This is a genomic window from Micromonospora wenchangensis, from assembly GCF_002210435.1.
In the GTDB taxonomy this organism is placed as follows: domain Bacteria; phylum Actinomycetota; class Actinomycetes; order Mycobacteriales; family Micromonosporaceae; genus Micromonospora; species Micromonospora wenchangensis.
Window position 1 is genome coordinate 1 of the sequence record NZ_MZMV01000071.1, and the last position, 21140, is coordinate 21140.

A 21140-nucleotide genomic window follows, 5' to 3' on the forward strand; every position below is an offset into this window, starting at 1 on the left:
GGGATCACCCCCGCGTGCGCGGGGAGCAGCAGGAGCAGCGCAACGCTGCGATGGCCCAGATTGGATCACCCCCGCGTGCGCGGGGAGCAGCAGCAGGCCGAGCAGGCCCGCTCGGCGACCCAGGGATCACCCCCGCGTGCGCGGGGAGCAGACTTCTTGACCTGGGGCATTAAAGATCAACTGCGCTGCTTTCGTTCCCTTTGGCTGACAGCCCGACCAGTGATCGGTCCTGCTTCCGCTGCTTGAAGTCCCTGCGGTGGACTTGCAGGGCATGGTACTCAATGCGGGTCCGGCTGTGGCATCGGTGTGAAGGGGGTTCGTCATGGAGGTCGCGGACCGGTTGTTTCCTTGAGTCGTCGTCCCTTCATGTTGTAAGAACTCGAAGTGGGACGAACCTCTGGAGGCTTGATGGAGCGCTTACCCGAGCTGGCTGGTCGTACGGTTGAAGTGGTGAACACTCTCATGCTGGAGATCCGTCCCAAGCTCATGGAGGCCGCCTTCTCTGGTGAGGCGGGTGAGGGTGAGAACGTCCGACACTCCGACAACTTTTTATCGGTTCACGACATGTGGATGCATGAGCGCTACCGCGAATTGATGAGTCGTCACCTCGGCTCCTTCGTGTATGCCTCAGAGGAGGGCGAACCGCAGGTTGTCGGAACGGAAGAAGATCCGGATCTCTGCGTGCTCGTTGATCCACTCGATACCAGTGAACTAGCAGTACGCGGACTGCTCGGGTATACGCACGTCATGATCTATTCCCGTGCACTCGCCCGCCCAATCGTTTCGGTCGTGGGCGACATCTACCACCATGTTCGGCTCTATGTGGCGGCACGACACGACGACGGGAAGGACTGGGCATACGCATTCACCGCCGATGGCCAGTCTCGTAGGCTCAGGCAACGGCCGCACAAACGCCTATCGGAGTCTCTTCTCACGAACTTTCTCATGAAGCCGGGTGAGCGACTGGTTCCCTTGGCTTCTCAAAAGCGGCTGATGAGCGCCCTTGATGAGCCAGACGAGCACGGCAAGAGTCGCGGAAGGATCGGGGTCGACTTTGGTTCAGTGAGTCTATGTCATGTGGCCGCTGGGTTCACCGAAGGTGTGCTGGAGTTCGCCAAGGGTTTCGCTATTTGGGACCTGGCACCGGGCCACTACATTCTCCATGCAGCCGGCGGAGCTGTCATCGACCTGGACGGCCAGCCGGTTCCCCTCGACTACCACCTGCAATCCCTCCCAGACATCGCCAAGGCAATGGATCGAAGGCAGCAGTTCATCGCCGCCGGAAATCATGCACTAGCGCAAGAGGTGTTGCGTCATCTCGACATACCTCGGTGAGCTCCAACCCCGAAGAGCATGCGCGGGGAGCAGTCCATGGACGCCTTGATCGGGGCGTAGTAGGCGGGATCACCCCCGCATGCGCGGGGAGCAGATCGGGCGGTGGCGCTCCGGGCCGGGGGCAGGAGGATCACCCCCGCATGCGCGGGGAGCGGATCCAGCAGCTGGGCACCGACGCCGGCAGCGCGGGATCACCCCCGCGTGCGTGGGGAGCAGGTCAGCAGGGCCAGCAGGGGCACGGGTCCGGACGGATCACCCCCGCGTGCGCGGGGAGCAGCTCAACGGCCTGGCGGACAACAACCCGGACGGAGGATCACCCCCGCGTGCGCGGGGAGCAGCGCTGGCCACCCGATACGGTGTTGGCCGTAGAGGGATCACCCCCGCGTGCGCGGGGAGCAGGAAAATCGAGATCGCGCGCCCGCCGGAGGTGGCGGATCACCCCCGCGTGCGCGGGGAGCAGCGCCCATGCGTCCATGACGACGGGGGTGGTCCGCGGATCACCCCCGCGTGCGCGGGGAGCAGCTTGACCTGGGGCGCTAAAGATCAACTGTGCTGTTTTCGTTCACTTTGGCTGACGGCTCGTTCATGGGGTCGGTCCTGCTTCCGCTGGTTGGGGCCGACGGTTGACGTACTGCGGATGGTAGTCAATGCGGACCCGGCATCGGCGTCTCACAGGCCAGCCGGTTTCCAGGCCGGCCGGCCCGTGGGCGAGCCTTTTGCTTCGTGGCGTTTGAGAGCGGTCCAGCGGCCGCCGTGGCCAGCACACATCGGAGGAGGCGGTGGGCAGCTTCGTCTTGCTTGCCGTACTGCCGACCGTCGGCCCCGCCGTGTCGTGGTGGTCGCTCAGCGGCCTCAACGGGTGGATCCTTCGCGGGTGCTGGTGTGGCACGGTGCCGCCGCGTGGGGTCACCGAGGGTGCTTCATAGGACGTCGTCGAGGCCGTAGTTGTTCCACCAGGAGGGTCGGTGTTTGTGGAGTGTTCCGGCTTTGCGGGTGAGTAGTAGCCAGTTGCCGTCCAGGGTCAGCGCGGCGTCCTCTGGGCGGTCGGCGAGGAGGTGGGTCACGGCGGTGACCATGTGAGGTGTGGCTGTGCGGGACATGGCGTCCTTCGGTAGGTGGAAGACGATGTTGACGAACGTGGCGGGTTCCCACTCCCACTGTGAGCCGTCGTCGTCTTCGGCATCGAAGTAGCCGTTGCTGCCGCCGTAGATGCTCAGCGTGTACCCGCGCCTGTCTCGTAGGTCCGCGCTGAGCAGCCGAGGGTATCCGGGCAGTGCCGACTCCTGGACGCCTTCCGGCGCAACGAGTTCGGCGACGTGCTCCAGCGGGATGTCGCCGGCCAGAGTCAATCGGTACTCGATAGCCACCTGCTGCCTGCCCTCTCAGTCTCGCCGTACGATCTGAATGATCTCACCGCTGCGGGTCACCGCCGCGAGTTCTTTGGGCTGCGCCGCGGACATCCAGGCGCAGGAATTGGCCCGGCTCCACAGCCCCTCCCGAACCGGGCGCTCCCGCAGGAGATAATCTCCGGCCTGCGGCCGACTGATTGTCTTCAATGGCGACCATCTCTACGCTTTTATGGCTGCGAGCGGACTCCGGGCGGGGGAGGCGTGATGTCGCTGACCGACAGAATTGGTGTGGGCCTGCAGGCGATGGCGGCGGGCGTGGACCGATCGCAACAGGAGGCCGCAGCCGTCGATCATGGAATCGAACGGATCGGTGCCCGGGCGGTGGCCTCGGGTTTCGTGGGTATCAGGGTGGGGCTGGCGCGGGTGCGGGAGGTACTCGGCCAGGCCCGGTCCCAGTTGACAGGGGCGGCAGGAGTCCTGGGTGAGGCCTCTCGGCTGGTGGGCACCGTGGCACAACAATCGTCGCCGCGCGAGACCATCACCGCGCTCACACCGGTGGTGGCTGCCCTGAGCATGGTGGACGGGCACGTGACCGCAGCGGCGTCAGCGGTCGAGGAGGCGCGGCGGCTGGTCACTGTGGCGTTGCAGGGTGGGCAGCCCGGCCCGACGCTGGCGCGATTGCAGCAGGTGCGGCAACACCTTGAGAGCGTCCGCACCCGGGGGACCGAGACCCGGCAGCACGTTGACGCGGCACTGGCGCAGGCACAGCAGGTCGGTGACCTGGGAAACTGAGCGCGGGCGGTGGCGAGGTCGGCCCGCCGCCCGCCATTTCTGCGGCCGGCGCCGACCAGAACGTGGCCCCTGCCTCCCTGGGCCACGTCACTGCGCAACCCACGCGGCAGTCTGCGGACACGCCGCGCCCGGTCGGCTCCGACTGGGAACCAGCCGATCCCGCTGCCCTGCCGGACAGTCTGCGCTCAGCCGCCGCCCGCATGCAGCCGCGTCCCGCTGGCAGCACCCGTCCCACACTGGGCCTGTTCAACGGCGAGGAAGTCCACTCCGGGGGAGGTGACCGGTCTCTTGCCGCCGACCTTGACCACGATCCGCTGCGTGGCCCTCCGGTCACCTTCTACGACCACGCCGAGTCGAAAGTCGCCGCGCGGATGCGCCGGACCGGTACCGTCCAAGCCGATCTGGCCATCGACAACACGGTCTGCGGCACCAACGACCGAGACCAGACCTACCCCTGGACCTGCGACAAGATACTTCCCGCCATCCTGCCGCAGGGTAGCCGCCTGAGAGTGTGGGTCACCCGCGACGGCGGAACCACGTGGTGGCACCGTGTCTATACCGGCACCGGAGAGAGGATCACCCGTTGACGCTGCTGCTACGCGACTACCACGGCCACACCTTCGAGCTGGCCGACGCCGAGGACGCGGGACGTCGCTTCGATGAGCAGATCGAGACGATCATGCCGCACGGGGGCTGCGGACAGACCCTCACCATCGGTACCCACGACCAACCCGCCCTCCGCATCGACATCGACATCGATGCCGACCGGGCGGCGGTGCGCTGGCTGCCTGACGGCAGCTATGCCGCCGAGCGGCAACCCGACACACCCATCACCGTGTACGAGTCGCCAGACGCCGGCCTGGTGGAAATCTCTGCCGAGATCGCGCGAGTGGCTCCAGCCGCCGCCCGGACCGCAGTCGTCGAATACGTCACCACCGGCCAACGCCCCACCAGCATGCGCTGGCAGCACGACGAGCAGTAGCCGCACCGACGAGGCCGCAGCGCAGGCCGTTAACCAATCACGGGACGACAGAGCCGCCCCGGCATGCGTGGCGAACGGCGCAGGCTCGTGCATCTGGGGTTGGTGGTCCCCGCGTGCGCGGGGAGCAGGGCCACGGGACGCGGCCGGTCGGGGGGGGCGTACCGGATCATCCCCGCGTGCGCGGGGAGCAGGTCCACCGCACCGACCCGGTGATGTGGATGTGTGGATCACCCCCGCGTGCGCGGGGAGCAGTGGTAGCCCAGGGGTGGCAGCTCCGGCAGTTCGGGATCACCCCAGCGTGCGCGGGGAGCAGGCAGAGGCCCAGACGTACGGGACTCCGATCAGCGGATCACCCCCGCGTGCGCGGGGAGCAGTCGTGGTTGTCCCACAGGTACGTCATCGGGATCGGATCACCCCCGCGTGCGCGGGGAGCAGGCTTCTTGACCTGGGGCGCTAAAGATCAACTGTGCTGTTTTCGTTCACTTTGGCTGACGGCTTGTTCATGGGGGCGGTCCTGCTTCCGCTGGTTGAGGCCGACGGTTGACGTACAGCGGATGGTAGTCAATGCGGACGCGGCGCCGGCGTCTCACGCGCCAGTCGGTTTCCAGGCCGGCCGGCCCCGTGAGCGAGCGCTTGTTTCGTGGCGTTTGAGAGCGGTCCAGCGGCCGCCGTGGCCAGCACACGTCGGAAGAGCGTGCTCACCCCCGCGTGCGCGGGGAGCAGGCTGAAGAGGGCGGGATGCACCTCACGATCGGCGGATCACCCCTGCGCGCGCGGGGAGCGGAACGTCGAAATACCGACATCGACGAAGGGCCGGGAGCCCTCGGGTGCCAGGCCGGATTGCGACGCACCACGGAGCAGATTCCGCTGGAGGCTTCACCCGCCGCCGGTCAGGCATTGCTTGTCAAGCCCGAATGGGCTGCCTGACCGCCTGCGGGCGCATTACCCAACCACACGATCCGACGGGAGAACCCTCCACGCTCGGACACCTTGGCCGTACGCAACCTCTCCAACTGGTCTCGATCAACACCAAGATCAATCGCCAGTGCCAGCAGAACTTCCAGAATGTCTGCCAACTCATGGGGGTCCTCCGAGTCCAAGAACTCATCGACCTCTTCGACCAGCTTGTCCCGCAACAAGCCACGGTATTCGTCAGGGCCAGCGATCCTGGTTACCGGCTCCGCCCCCCGCTCGCGGACGATCTCCGGAATCTTGTCCCGGACCAGCTTGGCATGATTCATAGACCCCAGCCCCCAGCGCTATGACCGGCCCTCATGTCCCGACACCGTCCGCGAGTTCGGCCACCGGGCGAGAGTCTAGGCAGCCGGGTGGCAGTTCAACGGCCGGACACGCCCGCCTAAACGGACATGCAGCGCATGCAACCCAACGCACTTTGAGCAGCTCTACCCGTCACACCCGACTCATCTCATCGAAGGGGATCCCCCCCGCATGCGCGGGAAGCAGCAGTGGATCGAGGGTGCCGGCGACGGTGCCCGCGGATCACCCCCGCATGCGCGGGGAGCAGTGGACGAAGGCGTGGGTGGATGAACACGCCGCCGGATCACCCCCGCATGCGCGGGGAGCAGGCCCAGTACTGCGCGGTCTGGACGCCGGGCGGGGGATCACCCCCGCATGCGCGGGGAGCAGACTTCTTGACCTGGGGCGCTAAAGATCAACTACGTGGTTTTCGTTCACTTTGGCTGACAGCCCGTTCTGCTTCTGCTGGTAGAGGCCGCAGCCGGGTGCCACACAGCATGGTAGCCAACGCACACCTCGGCGGTGGCGTCGTGAGCCGCCGCTTCTTTCATCGATGTTGACCATGGTCTGTTGGATGAAGAGACGGAGCTGCGTGATCTGGTGCCGAGGAGTTCGAGGGCGGTGGTGGCTTGGCGTTGGATCGCGTCGAGCGTCTTGGTGCTGGGGTTGTCGGTGGTGAGGGTGGTTTGTGGACGAGGGCTGGTCGTTCGTCGATGGTCTGCCCGGGGCACCAGGTGCGGGCGTCGGTGAGGGCGTGGCGTACGAGTGGGTGTCGTGGCGCGGCGAGAGTGGTCACTGTTGGTGCCCTTCCTGGTCATAGCATGGGTGGGTGGATGGTCCGCTGCCCGAGTGGTGTGAGCGCACCTGTGTGGTGTGTCCGGCGCAGGAGTTGGGTCCGGGCCGGTTCGACGTGGTCGACCGGCCGGGCCCTGATTTCGCGTACGACCGGGCGGTGGGTTGGCGGGTCGACCCGGACGGTCATCCGGTGTGTGTGCACCCGTACCGCGTCGGTATGCCGCCGGGCCGTTACGCCTCGGTCGGTGTGCCGTTGCCGGCGCCGAACGTGGCGGTCCCGGCACCGAGCCCGGCGGCGTTGGAGTTGCCGACCGAGGTGGATGACCTGGAGGGCTGGTTGGTCGCCACGCTGCGGGTCGCGGCACCCGAGCAGTTGTTCACGGCGGTCGCGAGGGCGGAACGGCAGGCGGGTGAACGGTTCGCACCCGGCGTGGTCGTGCAGACCCTACGCCGGGTGCTCTCCGTCGAACTCGCCAACCGGTAGCCGGGGGTCAGACCGCCGCGGGGGTGGGCTGGGTGTCGAAGGTGATGGTGTGGCTTCGCCCGCCCCGGCCGAACCCGGCGGGTCCGTAGTGGGCGTCGAGGATGCCCAGCCGGCGGGTGACCTCGGCCGCGTCGAGCCAGTACCGCAGCGGCTGCTCGCCCCACCCGGCCGCCGCGTAGTAGTCGTCGGTCACGCATCCTCGGGTGTAGCCGAAGTCCTCCAGCTCGGTGGCGTGGGGGAACACCACCTGGAGGTCGGCCTGCATCCGGCTCATCAGGGTGAACTGCGCGAGCACGGCGTGGACCATCTCGTCCACCGGCGCCGGAACCAGCAGCTCCGCCTTCTCCTCGTCACCTCCGGTCAGCTCGTACACCGCCGCCTTCAGTGCGAGGACCCGCAGCGCCTCCACCAGCAGCGGCCCCGCGTCCCGCTCCAGCGACCACTCGCTCACCGTCGGGTATCCGGTGAACGTGGCCCAGCAGGACGAGTACCGCATCGAGGAACCGTTGAGCCGCTCCCAGGTCGACCTTCAGGAACACGTCGCCGACGCGCAGGGTCGCGCGCTCGCGATGGGCGACGACGACCGAGACCTATTCACGCCGGCCATTATCGCGGGTCGATCAGCAACGCCGCTGCGGGTTACTACATGCGAGTCAAGTGCGTTACTTCGTACAGGTAAGCGGGCCAAACTTCCGCGTCGGTCCGAGGGGGTCCATGCCAGTTTCCCGACGTCCGAGCACCCAGGGAGCTCCGGCCCGGTTGGTCAACATCGCGCTCAACGACACCAAGCGTGCCGCGACACGGCCAGCCAGCAGCAGACCCAGATTTATCAGGTTGATGGCGGCTCGCCGCGCCCACCATCGGTGGACCCATCGCCTCGATCTTCCTCGCTGAAGTGCGACGAATGGGTCGTCCACACCCGGACTTCCCACCTACGCAGACGTCGTCTCCAAAATGGAGATCTTCAAGCACGCCCGACTCGGGCCGCAGGCGAGTTCAAGGCCGTCACCGTAACTACGGCGATGGTCGATGCCAGAGCACAGTCGGCTGTCGGACTCCAATATTGCCAGGCCGTTGGATGTGCGGTAGGGAACGCGTTCTTCCGGGTGTTGAGTGAAGTGGTGGAAGTTGGTGATGGACCTGCCCGATCCCGGGCGCATCCGGGACAGATATCTCTTAATCCCGGAAACCTGCGCCAGGTCACACTAGTCGGGATTTTGATCTAGTTCCTCAGGTCAACAAGCTCCCAACCATCACGCGCCAAAGTGACATTGTGTCCCTTTTGGAGGCTTTGCCAGCATCGCTGAATTGACCGTTGTGTTAACGAGTGGCAGTCGCTAACGTGGTGACATCCTTGCGGAGCGCAACCATCCCACTGCAAGGTGTGAGTTCACTATGTGGAAGGAGGTGGCGAAATGGACAAATGGACCACGCCGGAGATCCGCGAGACTGAGTTCTCTGCGGAAATGAGTCGGGCCATGTGTGCCTGTGGGTGCGCCGGCGGCGCCGGGGCGGGTGCCGGTTCGGCCAACTGAGAACGCGCAACGCCGAACGACCATGCCGGCTTTCGGGCAGATCCGAATGTCCGGTGTCGTGCCCGACGCGGTCGGGCGGTTCCTTATGCGTTTCGAGAAATCGTCCGACCGCGTTCATCGCCAAGGGGTCAACCATGCTTGTCGAAGCCCTTTCCGTCGACTGTGTGCCCGTCGATCTCGTGTTCTTCCGCGACGGTGGAAGAAACCTTGTCGTTAATCCCGAACTGGGCGCCTGGCAGGTACTGGACGACCGCGAACTGGCTGTACTGCGCGAACTGGCGAGCGGCGTCCGGGCAAGCCTCCAGGAGGTCGTAGAGTTTCGGGAGAAGGTGCTGGCCCGGCTGGTGATGGGCCGGCTGGTCTACCTGCCGGGAAGACGCCCCGAACTGCGTCAGGTCGACGCGCCGCTGAAGTTGGTCTACTACGCCATCACCGACGGCTGCAACCTGCGTTGTCCGTACTGTTACGCCTCCTCGGAGAAGCGACTGCCCGGCGAGCTGGGCACGGGCGAATCACTCGACCTGGTCGAGCAGATCGCCGCTCTGGGCGCCCGGGAAGTGATTTTCACGGGGGGTGAGCCGATGCTGCGGCGCGACCTGTTCCAGGTCGCCGACCGAGTCCGCATGCTGGGCATGCGGGCCAGCATCATCACCAACGCCACGTTGATCCGCAAACCCGAGATGGCTCGGCGGGTGGCGGAGACGTTCTCCACGATCACCGTGAGCATCGACGGGGGAACGGCAGAGACGCACGAGCGTACGCGGGGTAAAGGGACGTTCGCCCGGACCGTCGCGGCCCTGCGGATGCTCAACCGGCACGGCGTGCAACCCAAGATCAACCACGTGGTCACCGAGGACAATGTCGACAAGCTGGTCGACCTCGGCGAACTCTTCACCGATATCGACGTGGCCCAGGTGCGCCTGATGCACCACAGCAAACTCGGCCGAGGCCGCAGCGACGACTCGTCATTTGGCTGGGCGGAGTACAAGACCGCGCACCGGTTCGTCTGGACCGACCCACGGGCGGGCAACCTGCTGCCGGACGGGCCGCTGGGCCAGCGGTCCTGCTCCATCCAGGTCAACTGCGGCATCGGCGGCACGGAGATCTATGTGAACTCCCTGGGCGACGTCTATCCGTGCAAGCTGGTCACCGAGCGGGAGCACAAGGTGGGCAACGTGCGGCGGACATCGCTGCGGGACCTGTTCGCCAATCCGCTGCTGGCGGACCTCCGGTCTAACGCCGTGTTCGCCGGTGACAACCTCACCGACTGTCGGCGCTGCTACATCCGTGGCGCCTGCGGCGGCGGGTGCCGCGCGTACCACATGGCGCAGACGGGCGATCTCAAACGGAACTCCCGTGCGCTGTGCCGGGTGCTGCGGCACCAGATGATCACCTCGATGTGGGTGGCCGCCGGTGCCGGCCGGGAGACCGTGCTCGACAACGAGGACGAAGCGTTTCGGCCGATCTCGGTGGCGACCGGGGACGTACATCCGGTTCATGAGGATTGGCAGGCGGAGGCCGCCCTGCTGGCTGCGGCCCCAAATACCGAGTCGGAGTCCGCGGCGGCGGTCCCAGGGGGACCCGGATCGGTACGCGAACCGACGATCGAGCCGGCGCACCGGCGGCTGCTGCCGGTGACCGCGGTGAGGAGCATCTGATGGTCTGGACGATCGCTTCCCACGTCGTCTGGCTCGACCAGGCGGACGAGATTCAGCTGTACGACACCAACGCCGGGAAGTTCCAGACGTTGAACGCGACGGGAGCAGCCATCTGGCGGCGGCTGGTCGACAACGGTGATCAGGACGCCATCGTGACCGGTCTGGCTGAGCAGTTCGGAGCAGAGGATGACAACCAGCGCGACCTCATCGCCCAGGACACGGATCGCTTCCTCGTCCGGCTCGCCGAGCAGGGCCTCATCGTCACCAACCCGACCGGCGGGGCCGCTGCCACCGTCAGCGGCGGCATCGACTCCGGCGCCGAGCCCATCGCTGGACCCGGTGCGGCCTGTTGAGGCCGTCTCCGCCGTACCGGTCGACCTGGTCGCGCACGGGCTGCGGGTGACCGGTCGGGCCGTGGTGCCGGTGACCGGGAGCAGCATGCTGCCCACCATCACGCCTGGCGAGCGAGTCGTGCTGCACCCGGTGCCACCGGCTGGCGTTCATCCCGGCGAGGTGGTGGCGGTCCGGCACCGGAACGGGCTGATTCTGCACCGTGTGCTGGACCGGTTCGGGGATCGGCTCATCACCGCTGGCGACAACCTGAGTCTCGCCGACCCGCCCGTACCGCTGACGCAGGTCGTCGGAGTGGCACGGGGCGTACCCGCGCGACCGGCCGCCCGCCCCTGGAGCCCGGTGGCCGGCGTCGGTCCGGTCGAGGTGTGGATGGTCACCGACGGTGACAGCACGAGCCACTGCGGACGACCCGAGTCGGGGATCACGCCAGAGCCGGTCGCACTGCCGGCGGCGTGGCGGGTGCGACTCCGGCCGAGGCACGGCATCGGGGTGTCGCCGGCCGTTCTGGGCGAGCTGCGCGCCGCCGTGTCCGGCAGCCCCTGCCTCGGCATCAGCGAGTACGCGGTGAGCGGGGCGGCCGACGTGCTGACAGGGCCGCTGCCGGCGGGCACCCGGATCCTCGTTGGCTGCACGTTCGGCCGGGTCGACGTCGACCTGCCCGGCCTGCTGCTGCCGCCAGAACTGGCCAACGCGCATGTGCGCTGCGGACCGCCCGGCGTCCGGCTCGACCCAGGCGCGGCCCTGGCCCGGTTGTTGGACGTCCTTGGTCGTCCTGGAGCGGAGGATCGAACATGACCGCCGTGGTGACGGCCGTCGAGGTGACCAAGAGGTACCGGACCATGGACCGGCCGGCGGTGGCCGGCGTCGGCTTCGAGATTGCTGCCGGAGACGTGGTTGGACTGCTGGGCCCCAACGGGGCGGGGAAGACGACACTGGTGAAGCTGATGTGCGGCGTCACCTCACGCACCGCCGGGGACCTGACTGTCTGCGGCGGTGACCCCGTCGCGGACGCCACCGAGGTCAAACGCCAGGTGGCCGCCGTGCACCAGAGCGCGCCCATGGACAACATGCTGCCGGCCATCGACCAGATCCGGATCGCCACCGCCTTCCGTGGGCTGCGGTGGCGGGCCGTGCGGGAGCGGGTTGACGAGCTGCTGACCCTGTTCGACCTGGACGGGGTCGTCGGCCAGCTCGCCTTCACCCTCTCCGGCGGCCAGCGTCGGCGGCTACAGCTCATCCGGGCGCTGCTCGTTGTGCCGCGCCTGCTGATCCTGGACGAGCCGTCCGCCGGGCTCGACGTGCGCGGACGCCGACAGATGTGGGAGCTGATCGCCAAGCTGACCATCGAGCACGGCACGAGCGTCGTCTGGACCAGCCACTACATCGAGGAGATCGAGCGCAACTGCGCGCGGGTGCTGATCATCGACCAGGGACGGCTGGTCCGCGACGACACCCCGGCCCAGCTGGTCGCCGAGTTCGGCCGGCGGTCGGTGCTGGTACGCCTGCCTGACGTGGACGACCGGGCCCGGCTCCGCACGCTGCTGCCCGCCAGCTGCGTCGCCGAGGTCGACGACACAACCCTGACCATCGACGGAGCGGGCGCGGACGAGCATCTGTCGACCGTGGTGACCGTGGTCCGCGACGCCGCCGTCCGCGGCGGCAGCATCGAGTTCCGCCAGCCGTCCCTGGAGGACGCGTATGTCAGCCTGACCGACCAGGGACGCGAAGGGGTGCAGTCGTGACCAACTCGATCTCGGCGCGTTCGGTACGGGTGGGCGCGGGCCGACCGTCTTTGCCGCGGCTCGCCGTCGACTCCGTGCGTCGCAGTGGCCTGCGGGCCGTCGTGTACCGGGAGATGCTGCTGCTCACCCGCAACCGCACCAACCTGCTGCTGGCGATCCTGCCCACCGCGATCTACCTGCTGCTGTTCGCCACCTCGCTGACCAACCTGGTGGGCACCGTCACCTACCGGGGCGCGCAGGTCGGGTACGCCGAGTTCACCATCCCCGCCATCATGCTCTCGTCCATGCTCGCAGCGACCACCACCACCGGCACCTCCCTGTTCCAGGAGGAGATGGGCGGCATGTCGCTGGAGGTGTGGTCGTACCCGGTGAGCCGGGGCGGCTACATCGCCGGCAAGATCGTGGCCACGACGGCGCTGGTGGTGGTGCAGAGCCTCGCCGCGCTGATCGTCGGGCTGTTGCTGTTCGACCTGGGGTGGCCGGGGGGGCACTGGCTCGCCCTCGTCGTGGGAACCGTCGTGGTGTCCCTGACGTTCAACGGACTGTACCTGCTCTTCGCCGCGCTGGTCCGGGACTTCCAGCGGTTCATGGTGCTGATCAACGTGCTCGGCCCGTTCCTGCTCTTCTCCAGTCCGTCGTTCTATCCCGTGGAACGGATGCCACTCGTGCTGCGCTGGCTGTCCACGGTCAACCCCGTCACGTACGGCATCTCCTGCCTGCGCGGCGGTGCCCTCGCCGGCTGGGATGCGATGTGGCCGAGTGGCCTCGGCATGCTTGCCGGCGCGATCGTACTGTTCACCGTCATCGCCGCAGTGCTGAACCGGCGCATCCGGGAACTGTGATAAGGGGTGCGTCGGGTGGGGACGACACCGCAGATTCGACTCAGGCCGAGCTGCGGTGTCCGCTCGATCGTCAGCCCATCTACACCCCAGATGGGTCCGGTGGTGTCGGGGAGTGTCGATCTCGTCAAGCAGGGCGACGGCGAAATCGGCGTCCGAGATGCGACTGGCCGTCCGGCGACGGCCGTTTTGGTCTCGCCCAGTGTGTACGCCGTAGTGGTCGAAGTCGCCGACTGGACTGCCTGTGAGGCTGGCCGGGTCGGCCCGTACGGGATGGGCTGATGCTGGCGGCAGTGGACGTGACCCTTGGCCTGACTGGCTTCATGCCTTTCGCGTGACTTGTCTGTCCGCTGCCGTCGGTGCCGCTCCCATCCCGGCATCCTCCGGCAAGACCGTCCGCTACCGGCTCAACCGCTCCGGCGACCGCCAACTCAACCGCGCCCTGCACACCATCGTCCTGACCCGCCTGCAACGCGACGAACCCACTCGTGCCTATGCCGAACGCCGCCGCACCGAAGGCATAACCGACCGCGAAATCAAACGCTGCCTCAAACGCTAGGTCGCCCGAGACCTCTACCGATGCCTCGAAACTCACGCCTACCAACCCCACAAGACCGCCATGACACGCGCCCACTCGTCCCCCTTCGCCCGCACAGTCATCGACGTCATCGCACCTCAGTTGGGCATCGCCACCATGCTTGACCACGGCTGCGGGCGTGGTAGCGACGTCCATCACTACCGGACTTCGGGACTGGACGCCGACGGGTGGGACCCCCACCCCGGCTTCGGTCAAGCCATCGAACCCGAACGCCAGTACGACCTGGTCACGAACATCTTCGTACTCAACGTCCTACCCGACCCCTGGCAACGCATCCAGGCGATCCAACACGCCGCCCGATTCGTGCGCCCAGGCGGCCACCTGTTCGTCGTCACCCGCTCGCCAGCCGACATCGATCCTCGGGCCATCCCGGCGAACTGGCGAACGCATCACGACGGATACTGGTCCAGTGAGGCCAAAGGCACGTTTCAGAAGGGCATACCAACTGAGGAGATCATCGCCCTCGGGCACCAGGCCGGACTGCGACCCACCACGCAGCAAATTCCGCTGAAGACCTCACCCGCCGCCGGTCAAGCGTTGCTGGTCAAGCCCAAGTGGAGCGGGTCAACTCCCGTAACGGCTACCGGACACAGGAGTGGGACACTCGGCGGCTCGCCGGCCGGAGTGGGGCGGCCTGACGACTCGGGCGCGCGGCGCCCAGGTACGCCGACACCACCTCGTCCAGCTCGCGGTGACGCGGTCACTCCACTTCGGCCAGTCGATGGTAGGCCCGGCTGATGCCGGAGATCCGACCACGCGCTGGCCCGCCGATCCTCGACAACACCCCGTCGGCGAGGACGCTCACCAGGCTCATCGCGGGCGCGTAGCTGTCGAAGGCCAGGCCGGTCGAGATCGGGCAGTTGAGCCAGTGGCGGGCGTGCCGCGCGTGGTCGCGGGCCGTGGCGTCAGCGAGCAGCACCACCCCGGCGGGGGTGGCCGCAGCTTCTGCCATGAACGCGCCGAAACCGGCCGGGCGGCGGCGGAAGCCGACGACCAGGACGACGTCACCGGCCGCGAGGTCGGCGAGTTCCTCGCCGACGACCTGGCCGGGCAGGGGCGCGAGCCGCACGTCGGGGCGGGCGTGGGCGAGTTGCTGGCGAAGGTGCAGCGCGACCGGATGACTGTTGCGCCAGCCCACGACGGTGACCCGGCCGGCGGCGGCGACCAGGTCGACCACGTCGGTGAGCGCGGGCTGCTGGAGCGCCCTGTGGATCGATTCGGCCTGTTGGGCGGCGAAGGCGGCGAGGCTGGGCGGGACCTCGGCCCGGCGGGGCTCGCCGGCATGACGTCGCGCCCTCAGCTGTGCCCGTACCTCGTCGAAGTCGGCGAAGCCCAGGCGCCGGAACAGTCTGCTCATGGTGGCCTTGGAGACCCCGGCCAACGCGGCGAGTTCGGCGGCCCGGTAGGCCGTCAGGTCGTCGAGGTGCTCGATCAGCGTCTCGGCGGCACGGCGCTCCTGGGGCGAGAGGCCGGCATGGTGCAGGGTGATCCTTTCCTCGAGCCTCACCGGCGGGCCCACCGCGCGGCGACGGCCAGCACCGCGCTCTCCAGCGCGTCGAGACCCTGTGCGACGTCGACCTCGTCGACGGCCTCCGCCGGGTGATGGCTGATGCCGTCGGCGCACCGGATGAACAGCATGCCCACGTCGGTGGTCTGCCCGAGCGCCATGGCGTCGTGGCCAGCGGGGCTCCACAGGCCTGGCGGCTCCGCGTCCCCGGTCGCCGCGATGCCGCTGACCACGGCCTCTTGCAGCCACGCCGCGCACGGGGTGGCCGCCGCCCGGTGCAACTCGTGCGCCTCGAAGCGGAGCCCGCGCGCGGAGCAGATGCCGTCGATCCGGCCCCGGATGGCGTCCCAGGTGGCGTCGCGGTGTGTGTCGGTAATGGCCCGCAGGTCGAGGCTGAAGTCGACGCGACCGGGCACGACGTTGACGGCACCGGGGGCGACCTCGATCCGGCCGACGGTGGCGAGACAGCCGGCCGCACGGGCGGTCTGCTCGATGGCCACGATGGCCTCGCTGGCCCCGACCAGGGCGTCGCGTCGACGTGGGTACGGCGTGCCCCCGGCATGACGGGCCTCACCGACGACGGTCAGCGAGAAACGCCGGGCCCCGGCTATCGTCGTGACGTAGCCCAGTGCCCGGCCCGCCGCCTCGAGGTGGGGCCCCTGCTCGATGTGCGCCTCCAGATAGCCCACCAGTTCGTCCGGGGCGCGGGTGGCGTCGGCCACCCGCGCCGGGTCCAGCCCGAATTCGAGGAAGGCGTGGCGCAGGGTGAGCCCGTCGCGGTCACGGAGGTCCCACCAGGACTCGTCCCACCGCCCGGCGACCGCCCGGCTGCCCAGTAGGGTGGTGCCGAACCGGGTGCCTTCCTCGTCGCCGAAGCCGATCACCTCGAGGGCGATCGGCAGCTCGCGGACCCGGTCACGAAGCCGCTCGGCTACGGCCACGGCCATCAGGACGCCGAGCATCCCGTCGTAGCTGCCCGCGTCGGGCACGGTGTCGAGATGGGATCCGACGAGCAGGGCCGGCAGGCCGGGCGTGCGGCCCTCGTGGCGACCGCACTGGTTTCCGGCCGCGTCCTGCCAGGTACGCAGCCCCGCCTGGCGCATCCAGTCGGCGACCCGGCCGTTGGCCCGCGCGTGCTCGGGTGACAGGTAGACGCGTTCGAGCCCGTCCGGGCGGGCGGAGAACTCGTCGAGTTCGGCGCAGCGGGCGAGGACGGTGGCCGCGTCGGTCATGACGCGTACACCTCTTGGGCCGCGCCGACGCCTCCGCCGGCCGTGATCGGCACGTTCCCGGCGCGGAGCACCTGCTCGAGGGCGGCGAGGGTGAGCAGTACGGCCTCCTTGCGGGCATTGTGGCCCATGGTGCCGATCCGCCAGACCCGGCCGTGCAGGGGGCCGAAGGAGGTGCCGATCTCGATGCCGAAGTCGTTGAGCAGGGCGGCCCGCGCGGCGTCGCCGTCGAGCCCGGTGGGGATCTCGACCGCGACCACGTTGTGCATCTTGTGGGCGACATCGCCGAAGACGGTGAGGCCGAGACCACGGACGCCGGCCAGCATCGCGGCCCCGTGCCGGCGGTGCCGTTCGACGGCCCGGTCGATGCCCTCCGCGACCAGCAGTCGCGCGCATTCGCGGGCGGCGTACAGCATCGTGGTGGCCTCGGTGTGGTGGTTGAGCCGCCGATCACCCCAGTAATCCATGATCATCGCGAGGTCGAAGTAGTTGGAGGCGATCCGGCTGCCGTGCGCGACGTCTTGGTGCTCCCTGATTCCGGCCTCGACGTTCTTGCGGGCGTTGATCACGTCGACCGCGCGAGGCGAGATGCTGATGGGTGCGCTGCCGGAGGGGCCGCCGAGGCACTTCTGCAGGCCCGCCGTCGCGACATCGAGGCCCCAGGCGTCCAGCTCGAAGGTGTTGCCCCCGAGCGAGGCGGTGGCGTCGCAATAGAACAGGACGTCGTTGTCGCGACAGATCCGGCCGATGTCGGCGAGGGGCTGGCACATGGTCGTGCTCGTGTCACCGTGCACGGTGGCCAGCATCTTCGGGGAGACGGCGCGCACCGCCCGCTCGACCGTCTCCGGCTCGAACACTTCGCCCCACGGCATTTCGATGGTGTGCACCTCGGCGCGGCAGCGTTCGGCGATCTCGACCAGCAGGTGGCCGAAGCGGCCGAAGATTGGCACGAGTACCCGGTCGCCGGGCTCGATCAGCGAGACCAGCGCGGCCTCGATGCCGGCCCGGGAGGTGCCGTCGACCAGGAACGTCTGCTGGTTGGTGGTGCGGAACACCGCCCGGTAGAGCGCCATCGTCTCGGTCATGTAGGCGGTCATCGAGGGGTCGAACTGCCCGACGAGTTGCGCCGACATCGCGCGAAGGACCCGGGGGTCGGCGGTGATCGGGCCGGGCCCCATCAGGAGCCGGGTGGGTGGATGGATCGGCTCGGTAAGCATGGCGGCGTGCGGGCTCCTTCCCGTGTGGCCCGGGCATCGCATCAGCCTATGAAACCCGTGTTTCGTGCGGATTTCTCGCCCTGCCAGGGAATCTGGCCTTCCAGATGCCCGTCATCGGCCTGCTGCGGAACACAACTGAAACATGAGTTCCGTAGGGTCTGGGCCCGTGGGCACCCCCGACGAACACAGTGCCACGGACCTTCGCGCAGGTGCGGCCGACGGGCTGATGGACGCGTTCTGGGCATACGAGCGCGCTCTCATGACCGACGACCTCGACGCGCTTGACCGGCTCTTCGCGCCGGGGCCGGCGACCCTGCGCGGCGACACGGACGGGCTGTTGGTCGGTCACGACCGGATCCGCGACTTCCGTCAGGGCCGCGGTGGCGCCCCGCCACGGCGCGTCGTGCGGGTGCACGTCCGGCCGATCGATGCCGACCATGCTCTCGTCGTCGCCGTCACGGAACCCGAGGGCGGCGGTCGCGGCCTCCAGACCCAGCTGTGGCAACGCGCGCCGGCCGGATGGGTGGTGAGCGCCGCCCACGTCACCCTGCCCGTGCCCGCCCTCGACACCAGGATCTGGCGGGTCGTGGGTGATCCGCTCGTCCCGGCGACGGCCGCCGGAGCACTCACCGGGCAGTCCGTGGCGGTCAAGGACCTGTACGCCGTGGCCGGTCAACGGGTGGGTGCCGGCAACCCGGCCCGGATCGCCGCCGCACGGCCGGAGCCCCGGCACGCGGCGGCCGTCGAGGCGTTGCTGGCCGCCGGGGCGGACCTGCGCGGGATCGCCCGCACCGACGAGTTCGCCTACAGCCTCGCCGGCACCAACGTCCACACCGGCACTGCCCCGAATCCCCAGGCGCCGGGCCGCATCTCGGGCGGATCGTCGTCCGGGCCGGCCAGCGCCGTCTCTCTGGGACACGCGACCATCGGCCTCGGCACCGACACGGGTGGATCGATCCGGGTGCCGGCCTCCTATCAGGGGCTCTTCGGTTTCCGCCCCACCCACGGTGTCGTGTCCACCGACGGCGTGCTCCCGCTCGCGCCGTCCTTCGATACCGTCGGCTGGCTGACCCGCGACGCGGCCCTGCTGGCCACGGTCGGTGACGTCCTGCTTCCCCCCGCACCCGATCGCGCGTGCGGGGAGGCCGTCGTCGTGCCGGAACTGCTCGCCCTCGCTCACCCCGAGGTCGCCGCCCCGGTCGAGGCGTACGCCCGGGACCGGGCCGGCGGGGTCCGGGAAAGCTGGCAGCTGACGGAACTGCCTGCCTGGCTCACGGCGTTCCAGACCCGGCAGGCGTGGGAGGCCTGGCAGGCGCACGGCGAGTGGCTGGCGCCCCGGCTCCACACACTCGGCGCGGACGTGCGTGGCCGCTTCGAGATGGCGTCGCGGGTCAGCGAGGACGACGCCGCCCGCGCCGCCGAGCAGGTGGCCGTCGCGCGACGACGCATCCGCGAGACGGTCGGCGATCGGGTGCTCGTGCTTCCGTCAGCCTCCTCGGTGGCGCCGCGCGTCGGTCAGGGGTTGACGGACATTCGCCACTCCACCATGCAGTTGACCTGCCTCGCCGGCATCGGAGGGCTGCCCGCCGTCAGCGTGCCGACCGCAACGGCCGATGGACTCCCGTGCGGTGTCTGCCTCATCGCGCCCGCCGATCGTGACCGGGATCTGCTGCGTCTCGCGGCCGAGCTCGCCGTCGCGAAGCGGTAGCGGGCGATCGTGGACGCCCGACAGGCGGGGACGCCGCCGGTCGCCGGTCTGGTGCTGGCCGCCGGGGCGGGCCGGCGCTACGGCCGTCCCAAGGCCCTGGTGGAGCGCGACGGCCAGCTGCTCGTGGAGCGTGCGTCGGCCACCGCCCGCGACGGCGGCTGCCGGCCCGTCGTGACGGTGCTCGGTGCGGCGGCCCCGGCTGTGCGGGCCCGGGCCGACCTCGGTGCCGCCATCGTGATCGACAATCCCGGCTGGGCGACCGGGATGGGCTCCTCGCTGCGCGCCGGCCTCGCCGCCCTGTGGGCGACCGAGGCCGTCGCCGTCATCGTGCTCCTGGTGGACATGCCCGGCGTCACCCCGGAGGCCGTACGCCGGCTCACCGTGCTCGCCAGCCCCGACGCACTCGCCATGGCCGGCTACGGCAGCCACCGAGGCCACCCCGTCCTGCTCGGGCGGGCGCACTGGGCGGATGTCGCCGCGCTGGCCGTCGGCGATGTGGGCGCCCGCCCGTATCTTCGGGACCGCGCGGCGGACCTGCGCGTCGTGCCATGCGGGGACATCGCCAGCGGCGCTGACCTCGACACCGACCAGGACAAGGAGAACGGTCCCGGGACCGATCGGGCGAGCGGGCACCGGGGGCGACATGCGTGAGGTGCTGGACGACCTGCTGCGGTGGTGGCGGGCGGGTGAGCCGGTCGGCCTCGCCACCGTCACCGCCACCTGGCACAGCGCCCCGCGCCAGCCCGGCGCGACGATGCTGGTCGGGCCGGACGGCACGGTCGTCGGCAGCGTCTCGGGCGGCTGCGTCGAGGCCGAGGTCTACGAACTGTGCCGTGCGGTGATGGCCTCCGGGGTGCCGCGCACCCACCACTACGGAGTCAGCGACGACGACGCCTTCGCCGTGGGCCTGACCTGTGGCGGCACCATCGACCTCTTCGTGGAGCGCATTGATCGGAACACGTTTCCGGAACTGGCCGAGGTCGCCGCCGCGATCGCCGGCCGGGTGCCCGTCGGCGTGCTCACCTGCGTCGACGGTCCGCCTGGTCGGATCGGTCGGCATCTGACGCTCGGGCCCGACACGCGACGTGGCTCGCTTGGCTCGCCGCGGCTCGACGCCGCCGCCGCCGACGACGGGCGCGGCCTGCTCGCCGCCGGCCGGACCGGCCTGCTGCACTACGGCCCGGACGGGCAACGGCGCGGCGACGAGCTGACCCTGTTGTGCAGTGCCTACGCCCCACCCGCCCGGATGATCGTTTTCGGGGCCATCGACTTCGCCGCGGCGGTCGCCCGCATCGGCGCCTTCCTCGGCTACCGGGTCACCGTCTGCGACGCCCGTGGTGTCTTCGCCACCCGACGGCGTTTCCCCGACGCCCACGAGGTGGTCGTAGACTGGCCGCACCGCTACCTCGCCGAGCAGGCCCGCGCCGGGCAGGTCGACGACCGGACCGTGGTCTGCGTGCTCACCCACGACCCCAAGTTCGACGTGCCCGTCCTGCGGGTGGCCCTCGACCTGCCACTGGCCTACGTGGGCGCCATGGGCTCCCGGCGTACGCACGCGGACCGAATCGCCCGACTGCGCGAGGCGGGTGTGCCCGAGTCCGCGCTGGCCCGGCTGTCCTCGCCGATCGGGCTCGATCTCGGCGCCCGCACGCCGCAGGAGACCGCCGTCAGCATCGCCGCGGAGATCGTCGCCACCCGCTGGGCCGGCACCGGAGAGCGACTGTCCGAGACTGACGGACGGATCCACCGCTGAGGTGGG

General features: G+C 69.2%; 21 protein-coding genes, 1 pseudogene and 2 CRISPR repeat arrays. Of the genes and pseudogenes, 16 read left to right on the forward strand and 6 right to left on the reverse strand.

The annotated features are described in order from the left end of the window. Nucleotides 1-450: 450 nt before the first annotated feature. Nucleotides 451-1335 (forward strand): inositol monophosphatase family protein, encoded by an 885-nt coding sequence (locus B5D80_RS28045; protein ID WP_211291678.1) that lies wholly within the window; start codon nucleotides 451-453, stop codon nucleotides 1333-1335. A 66-nt stretch (nucleotides 1336-1401) separates the two neighbouring features. Next, nucleotides 1402-1857: direct repeats of the CRISPR family, unit length 28 nt; unit sequence GGATCACCCCCGCGTGCGCGGGGAGCAG. Between the two features lie 398 nt (nucleotides 1858-2255). Here the strand turns inward: B5D80_RS28045 and B5D80_RS28050 are convergent. Beyond that, entirely contained in the window at nucleotides 2256-2702 is a 447-nt protein-coding gene (locus B5D80_RS28050) for a SitI3 family protein (protein WP_088646953.1), read from the reverse strand. 246 nt (nucleotides 2703-2948) lie between these two features. Between B5D80_RS28050 and B5D80_RS28055 the strand changes: the two genes are divergently transcribed. From B5D80_RS28055 to B5D80_RS28065, 3 genes are all read left to right on the forward strand, one after another. Continuing rightward, a complete protein-coding gene (locus B5D80_RS28055; RefSeq protein WP_088646974.1) occupies nucleotides 2949-3476 on the forward strand; it encodes a DUF6244 family protein in 528 nt (175 codons plus the stop codon). Nucleotides 3477-3676: 200 nt separating this feature from the next. Then, nucleotides 3677-4063, forward strand: a complete 387-nt coding sequence (locus B5D80_RS28060; RefSeq protein ID WP_088646954.1) for a DddA-like double-stranded DNA deaminase toxin — start codon at nucleotides 3677-3679, stop codon at nucleotides 4061-4063. Next, nucleotides 4060-4458 carry an Imm1 family immunity protein gene (locus B5D80_RS28065; protein ID WP_088646955.1) on the forward strand — a complete coding sequence of 133 codons (399 nt, stop codon included), beginning with the start codon at nucleotides 4060-4062 and terminating at the stop codon, nucleotides 4456-4458. Before B5D80_RS28060 ends, B5D80_RS28065 begins: the two co-directional genes overlap by 4 nt. A gap of 163 nt (nucleotides 4459-4621) precedes the next feature. Further along, nucleotides 4622-4894: direct repeats of the CRISPR family, unit length 28 nt. A 454-nt stretch (nucleotides 4895-5348) separates the two neighbouring features. On the opposite strand, the gene B5D80_RS28070 is transcribed toward B5D80_RS28065, so the two are convergent. Beyond that, nucleotides 5349-5699 (reverse strand): nucleoside triphosphate pyrophosphohydrolase, encoded by a 351-nt coding sequence (locus tag B5D80_RS28070; protein ID WP_088646956.1) that lies wholly within the window; start codon nucleotides 5697-5699, stop codon nucleotides 5349-5351. An 845-nt stretch (nucleotides 5700-6544) separates the two neighbouring features. Between B5D80_RS28070 and B5D80_RS28075 the strand changes: the two genes are divergently transcribed. Beyond that, nucleotides 6545-6994, forward strand: coding sequence for a hypothetical protein (locus tag B5D80_RS28075; RefSeq protein ID WP_088646957.1), 450 nt, complete (start codon nucleotides 6545-6547; stop codon nucleotides 6992-6994). A 7-nt stretch (nucleotides 6995-7001) separates the two neighbouring features. Here the strand turns inward: B5D80_RS28075 and B5D80_RS34605 are convergent. Beyond that, nucleotides 7002-7514, reverse strand: a pseudogene (locus tag B5D80_RS34605) (hypothetical protein); the annotation flags it as partial. 895 nt (nucleotides 7515-8409) lie between these two features. On the opposite strand from B5D80_RS34605, the gene stsA reads away from it, so the two are divergent. The 8 genes from stsA to B5D80_RS35165 all read left to right on the forward strand — a co-directional run bounded on the left by stsA (nucleotide 8410) and on the right by B5D80_RS35165 (nucleotide 14458). Next, nucleotides 8410-8529: a StsA family sactipeptide RiPP gene (gene stsA / locus B5D80_RS35160; RefSeq protein ID WP_357766486.1), complete on the forward strand. Its 120-nt coding sequence runs from the start codon at nucleotides 8410-8412 to the stop codon at nucleotides 8527-8529. Nucleotides 8530-8663: 134 nt separating this feature from the next. After that, nucleotides 8664-10187, forward strand: coding sequence for a StsB family radical SAM/SPASM domain sactipeptide maturase (gene stsB, locus B5D80_RS28085; protein WP_088646958.1), 1524 nt, complete (start codon nucleotides 8664-8666; stop codon nucleotides 10185-10187). After that, nucleotides 10187-10540: a PqqD family protein gene (locus tag B5D80_RS28090; RefSeq protein WP_088646959.1), complete on the forward strand. Its 354-nt coding sequence runs from the start codon at nucleotides 10187-10189 to the stop codon at nucleotides 10538-10540. Before stsB ends, B5D80_RS28090 begins: the two co-directional genes overlap by 1 nt. Next, on the forward strand, nucleotides 10527-11336 hold the full coding sequence (locus B5D80_RS28095; RefSeq protein ID WP_158224260.1) for a S26 family signal peptidase: 810 nt from the start codon (nucleotides 10527-10529) through the stop codon (nucleotides 11334-11336). Before B5D80_RS28090 ends, B5D80_RS28095 begins: the two co-directional genes overlap by 14 nt. Beyond that, nucleotides 11333-12283 (forward strand): ABC transporter ATP-binding protein, encoded by a 951-nt coding sequence (locus B5D80_RS28100; RefSeq protein WP_211291679.1) that lies wholly within the window; start codon nucleotides 11333-11335, stop codon nucleotides 12281-12283. Before B5D80_RS28095 ends, B5D80_RS28100 begins: the two co-directional genes overlap by 4 nt. Nucleotides 12284-12357: 74 nt before the next feature. Beyond that, nucleotides 12358-13125: an ABC transporter permease gene (locus B5D80_RS28105; RefSeq protein ID WP_211291680.1), complete on the forward strand. Its 768-nt coding sequence runs from the start codon at nucleotides 12358-12360 to the stop codon at nucleotides 13123-13125. A gap of 331 nt (nucleotides 13126-13456) precedes the next feature. After that, a complete protein-coding gene (locus B5D80_RS28110) occupies nucleotides 13457-13681 on the forward strand; it encodes a transposase (RefSeq protein ID WP_211291681.1) in 225 nt (74 codons plus the stop codon). Between the two features lie 135 nt (nucleotides 13682-13816). Then, entirely contained in the window at nucleotides 13817-14458 is a 642-nt protein-coding gene (locus B5D80_RS35165) for a class I SAM-dependent methyltransferase (protein ID WP_357766639.1), read from the forward strand. Here the strand turns inward: B5D80_RS35165 and B5D80_RS28120 are convergent. From B5D80_RS28120 to B5D80_RS28130, 3 genes are read right to left on the reverse strand one after another with little or no spacing between them, the layout of a single operon-like run. Then, nucleotides 14421-15227, reverse strand: a complete 807-nt coding sequence (locus B5D80_RS28120; RefSeq protein ID WP_088646977.1) for a MurR/RpiR family transcriptional regulator — start codon at nucleotides 15225-15227, stop codon at nucleotides 14421-14423. The two genes, B5D80_RS35165 and B5D80_RS28120, sit on opposite strands and share 38 nt — an antisense overlap. Further along, complete coding sequence (locus tag B5D80_RS28125) at nucleotides 15224-16459, reverse strand: allantoate amidohydrolase (RefSeq protein WP_088646962.1); 1236 nt, start codon at nucleotides 16457-16459, stop codon at nucleotides 15224-15226. Before B5D80_RS28125 ends, B5D80_RS28120 begins: the two co-directional genes overlap by 4 nt. Continuing rightward, nucleotides 16456-17673, reverse strand: a complete 1218-nt coding sequence (locus tag B5D80_RS28130; protein ID WP_211291682.1) for a pyridoxal-phosphate-dependent aminotransferase family protein — start codon at nucleotides 17671-17673, stop codon at nucleotides 16456-16458. The genes B5D80_RS28125 and B5D80_RS28130 overlap by 4 nt, the downstream gene beginning before the upstream one ends. Before the next feature lie 226 nt (nucleotides 17674-17899). Here B5D80_RS28130 and B5D80_RS28135 point away from each other — a divergent pair, with 226 nt between their 5' ends. Genes B5D80_RS28135 through B5D80_RS28145 form a run of 3 tightly spaced genes read left to right on the forward strand, consistent with a single transcriptional unit; the run spans nucleotide 17900 to nucleotide 21134 of the window. Next, nucleotides 17900-19381 carry an AtzH-like domain-containing protein gene (locus B5D80_RS28135; RefSeq protein WP_281253505.1) on the forward strand — a complete coding sequence of 494 codons (1482 nt, stop codon included), beginning with the start codon at nucleotides 17900-17902 and terminating at the stop codon, nucleotides 19379-19381. Nucleotides 19382-19390: 9 nt separating this feature from the next. Beyond that, entirely contained in the window at nucleotides 19391-20032 is a 642-nt protein-coding gene (locus tag B5D80_RS28140) for a nucleotidyltransferase family protein (RefSeq protein ID WP_245855034.1), read from the forward strand. Further along, nucleotides 20025-21134, forward strand: a complete 1110-nt coding sequence (locus tag B5D80_RS28145) for an XdhC family protein (RefSeq protein ID WP_088646964.1) — start codon at nucleotides 20025-20027, stop codon at nucleotides 21132-21134. The genes B5D80_RS28140 and B5D80_RS28145 overlap by 8 nt, the downstream gene beginning before the upstream one ends. Nucleotides 21135-21140: the final 6 nt, after the last annotated feature.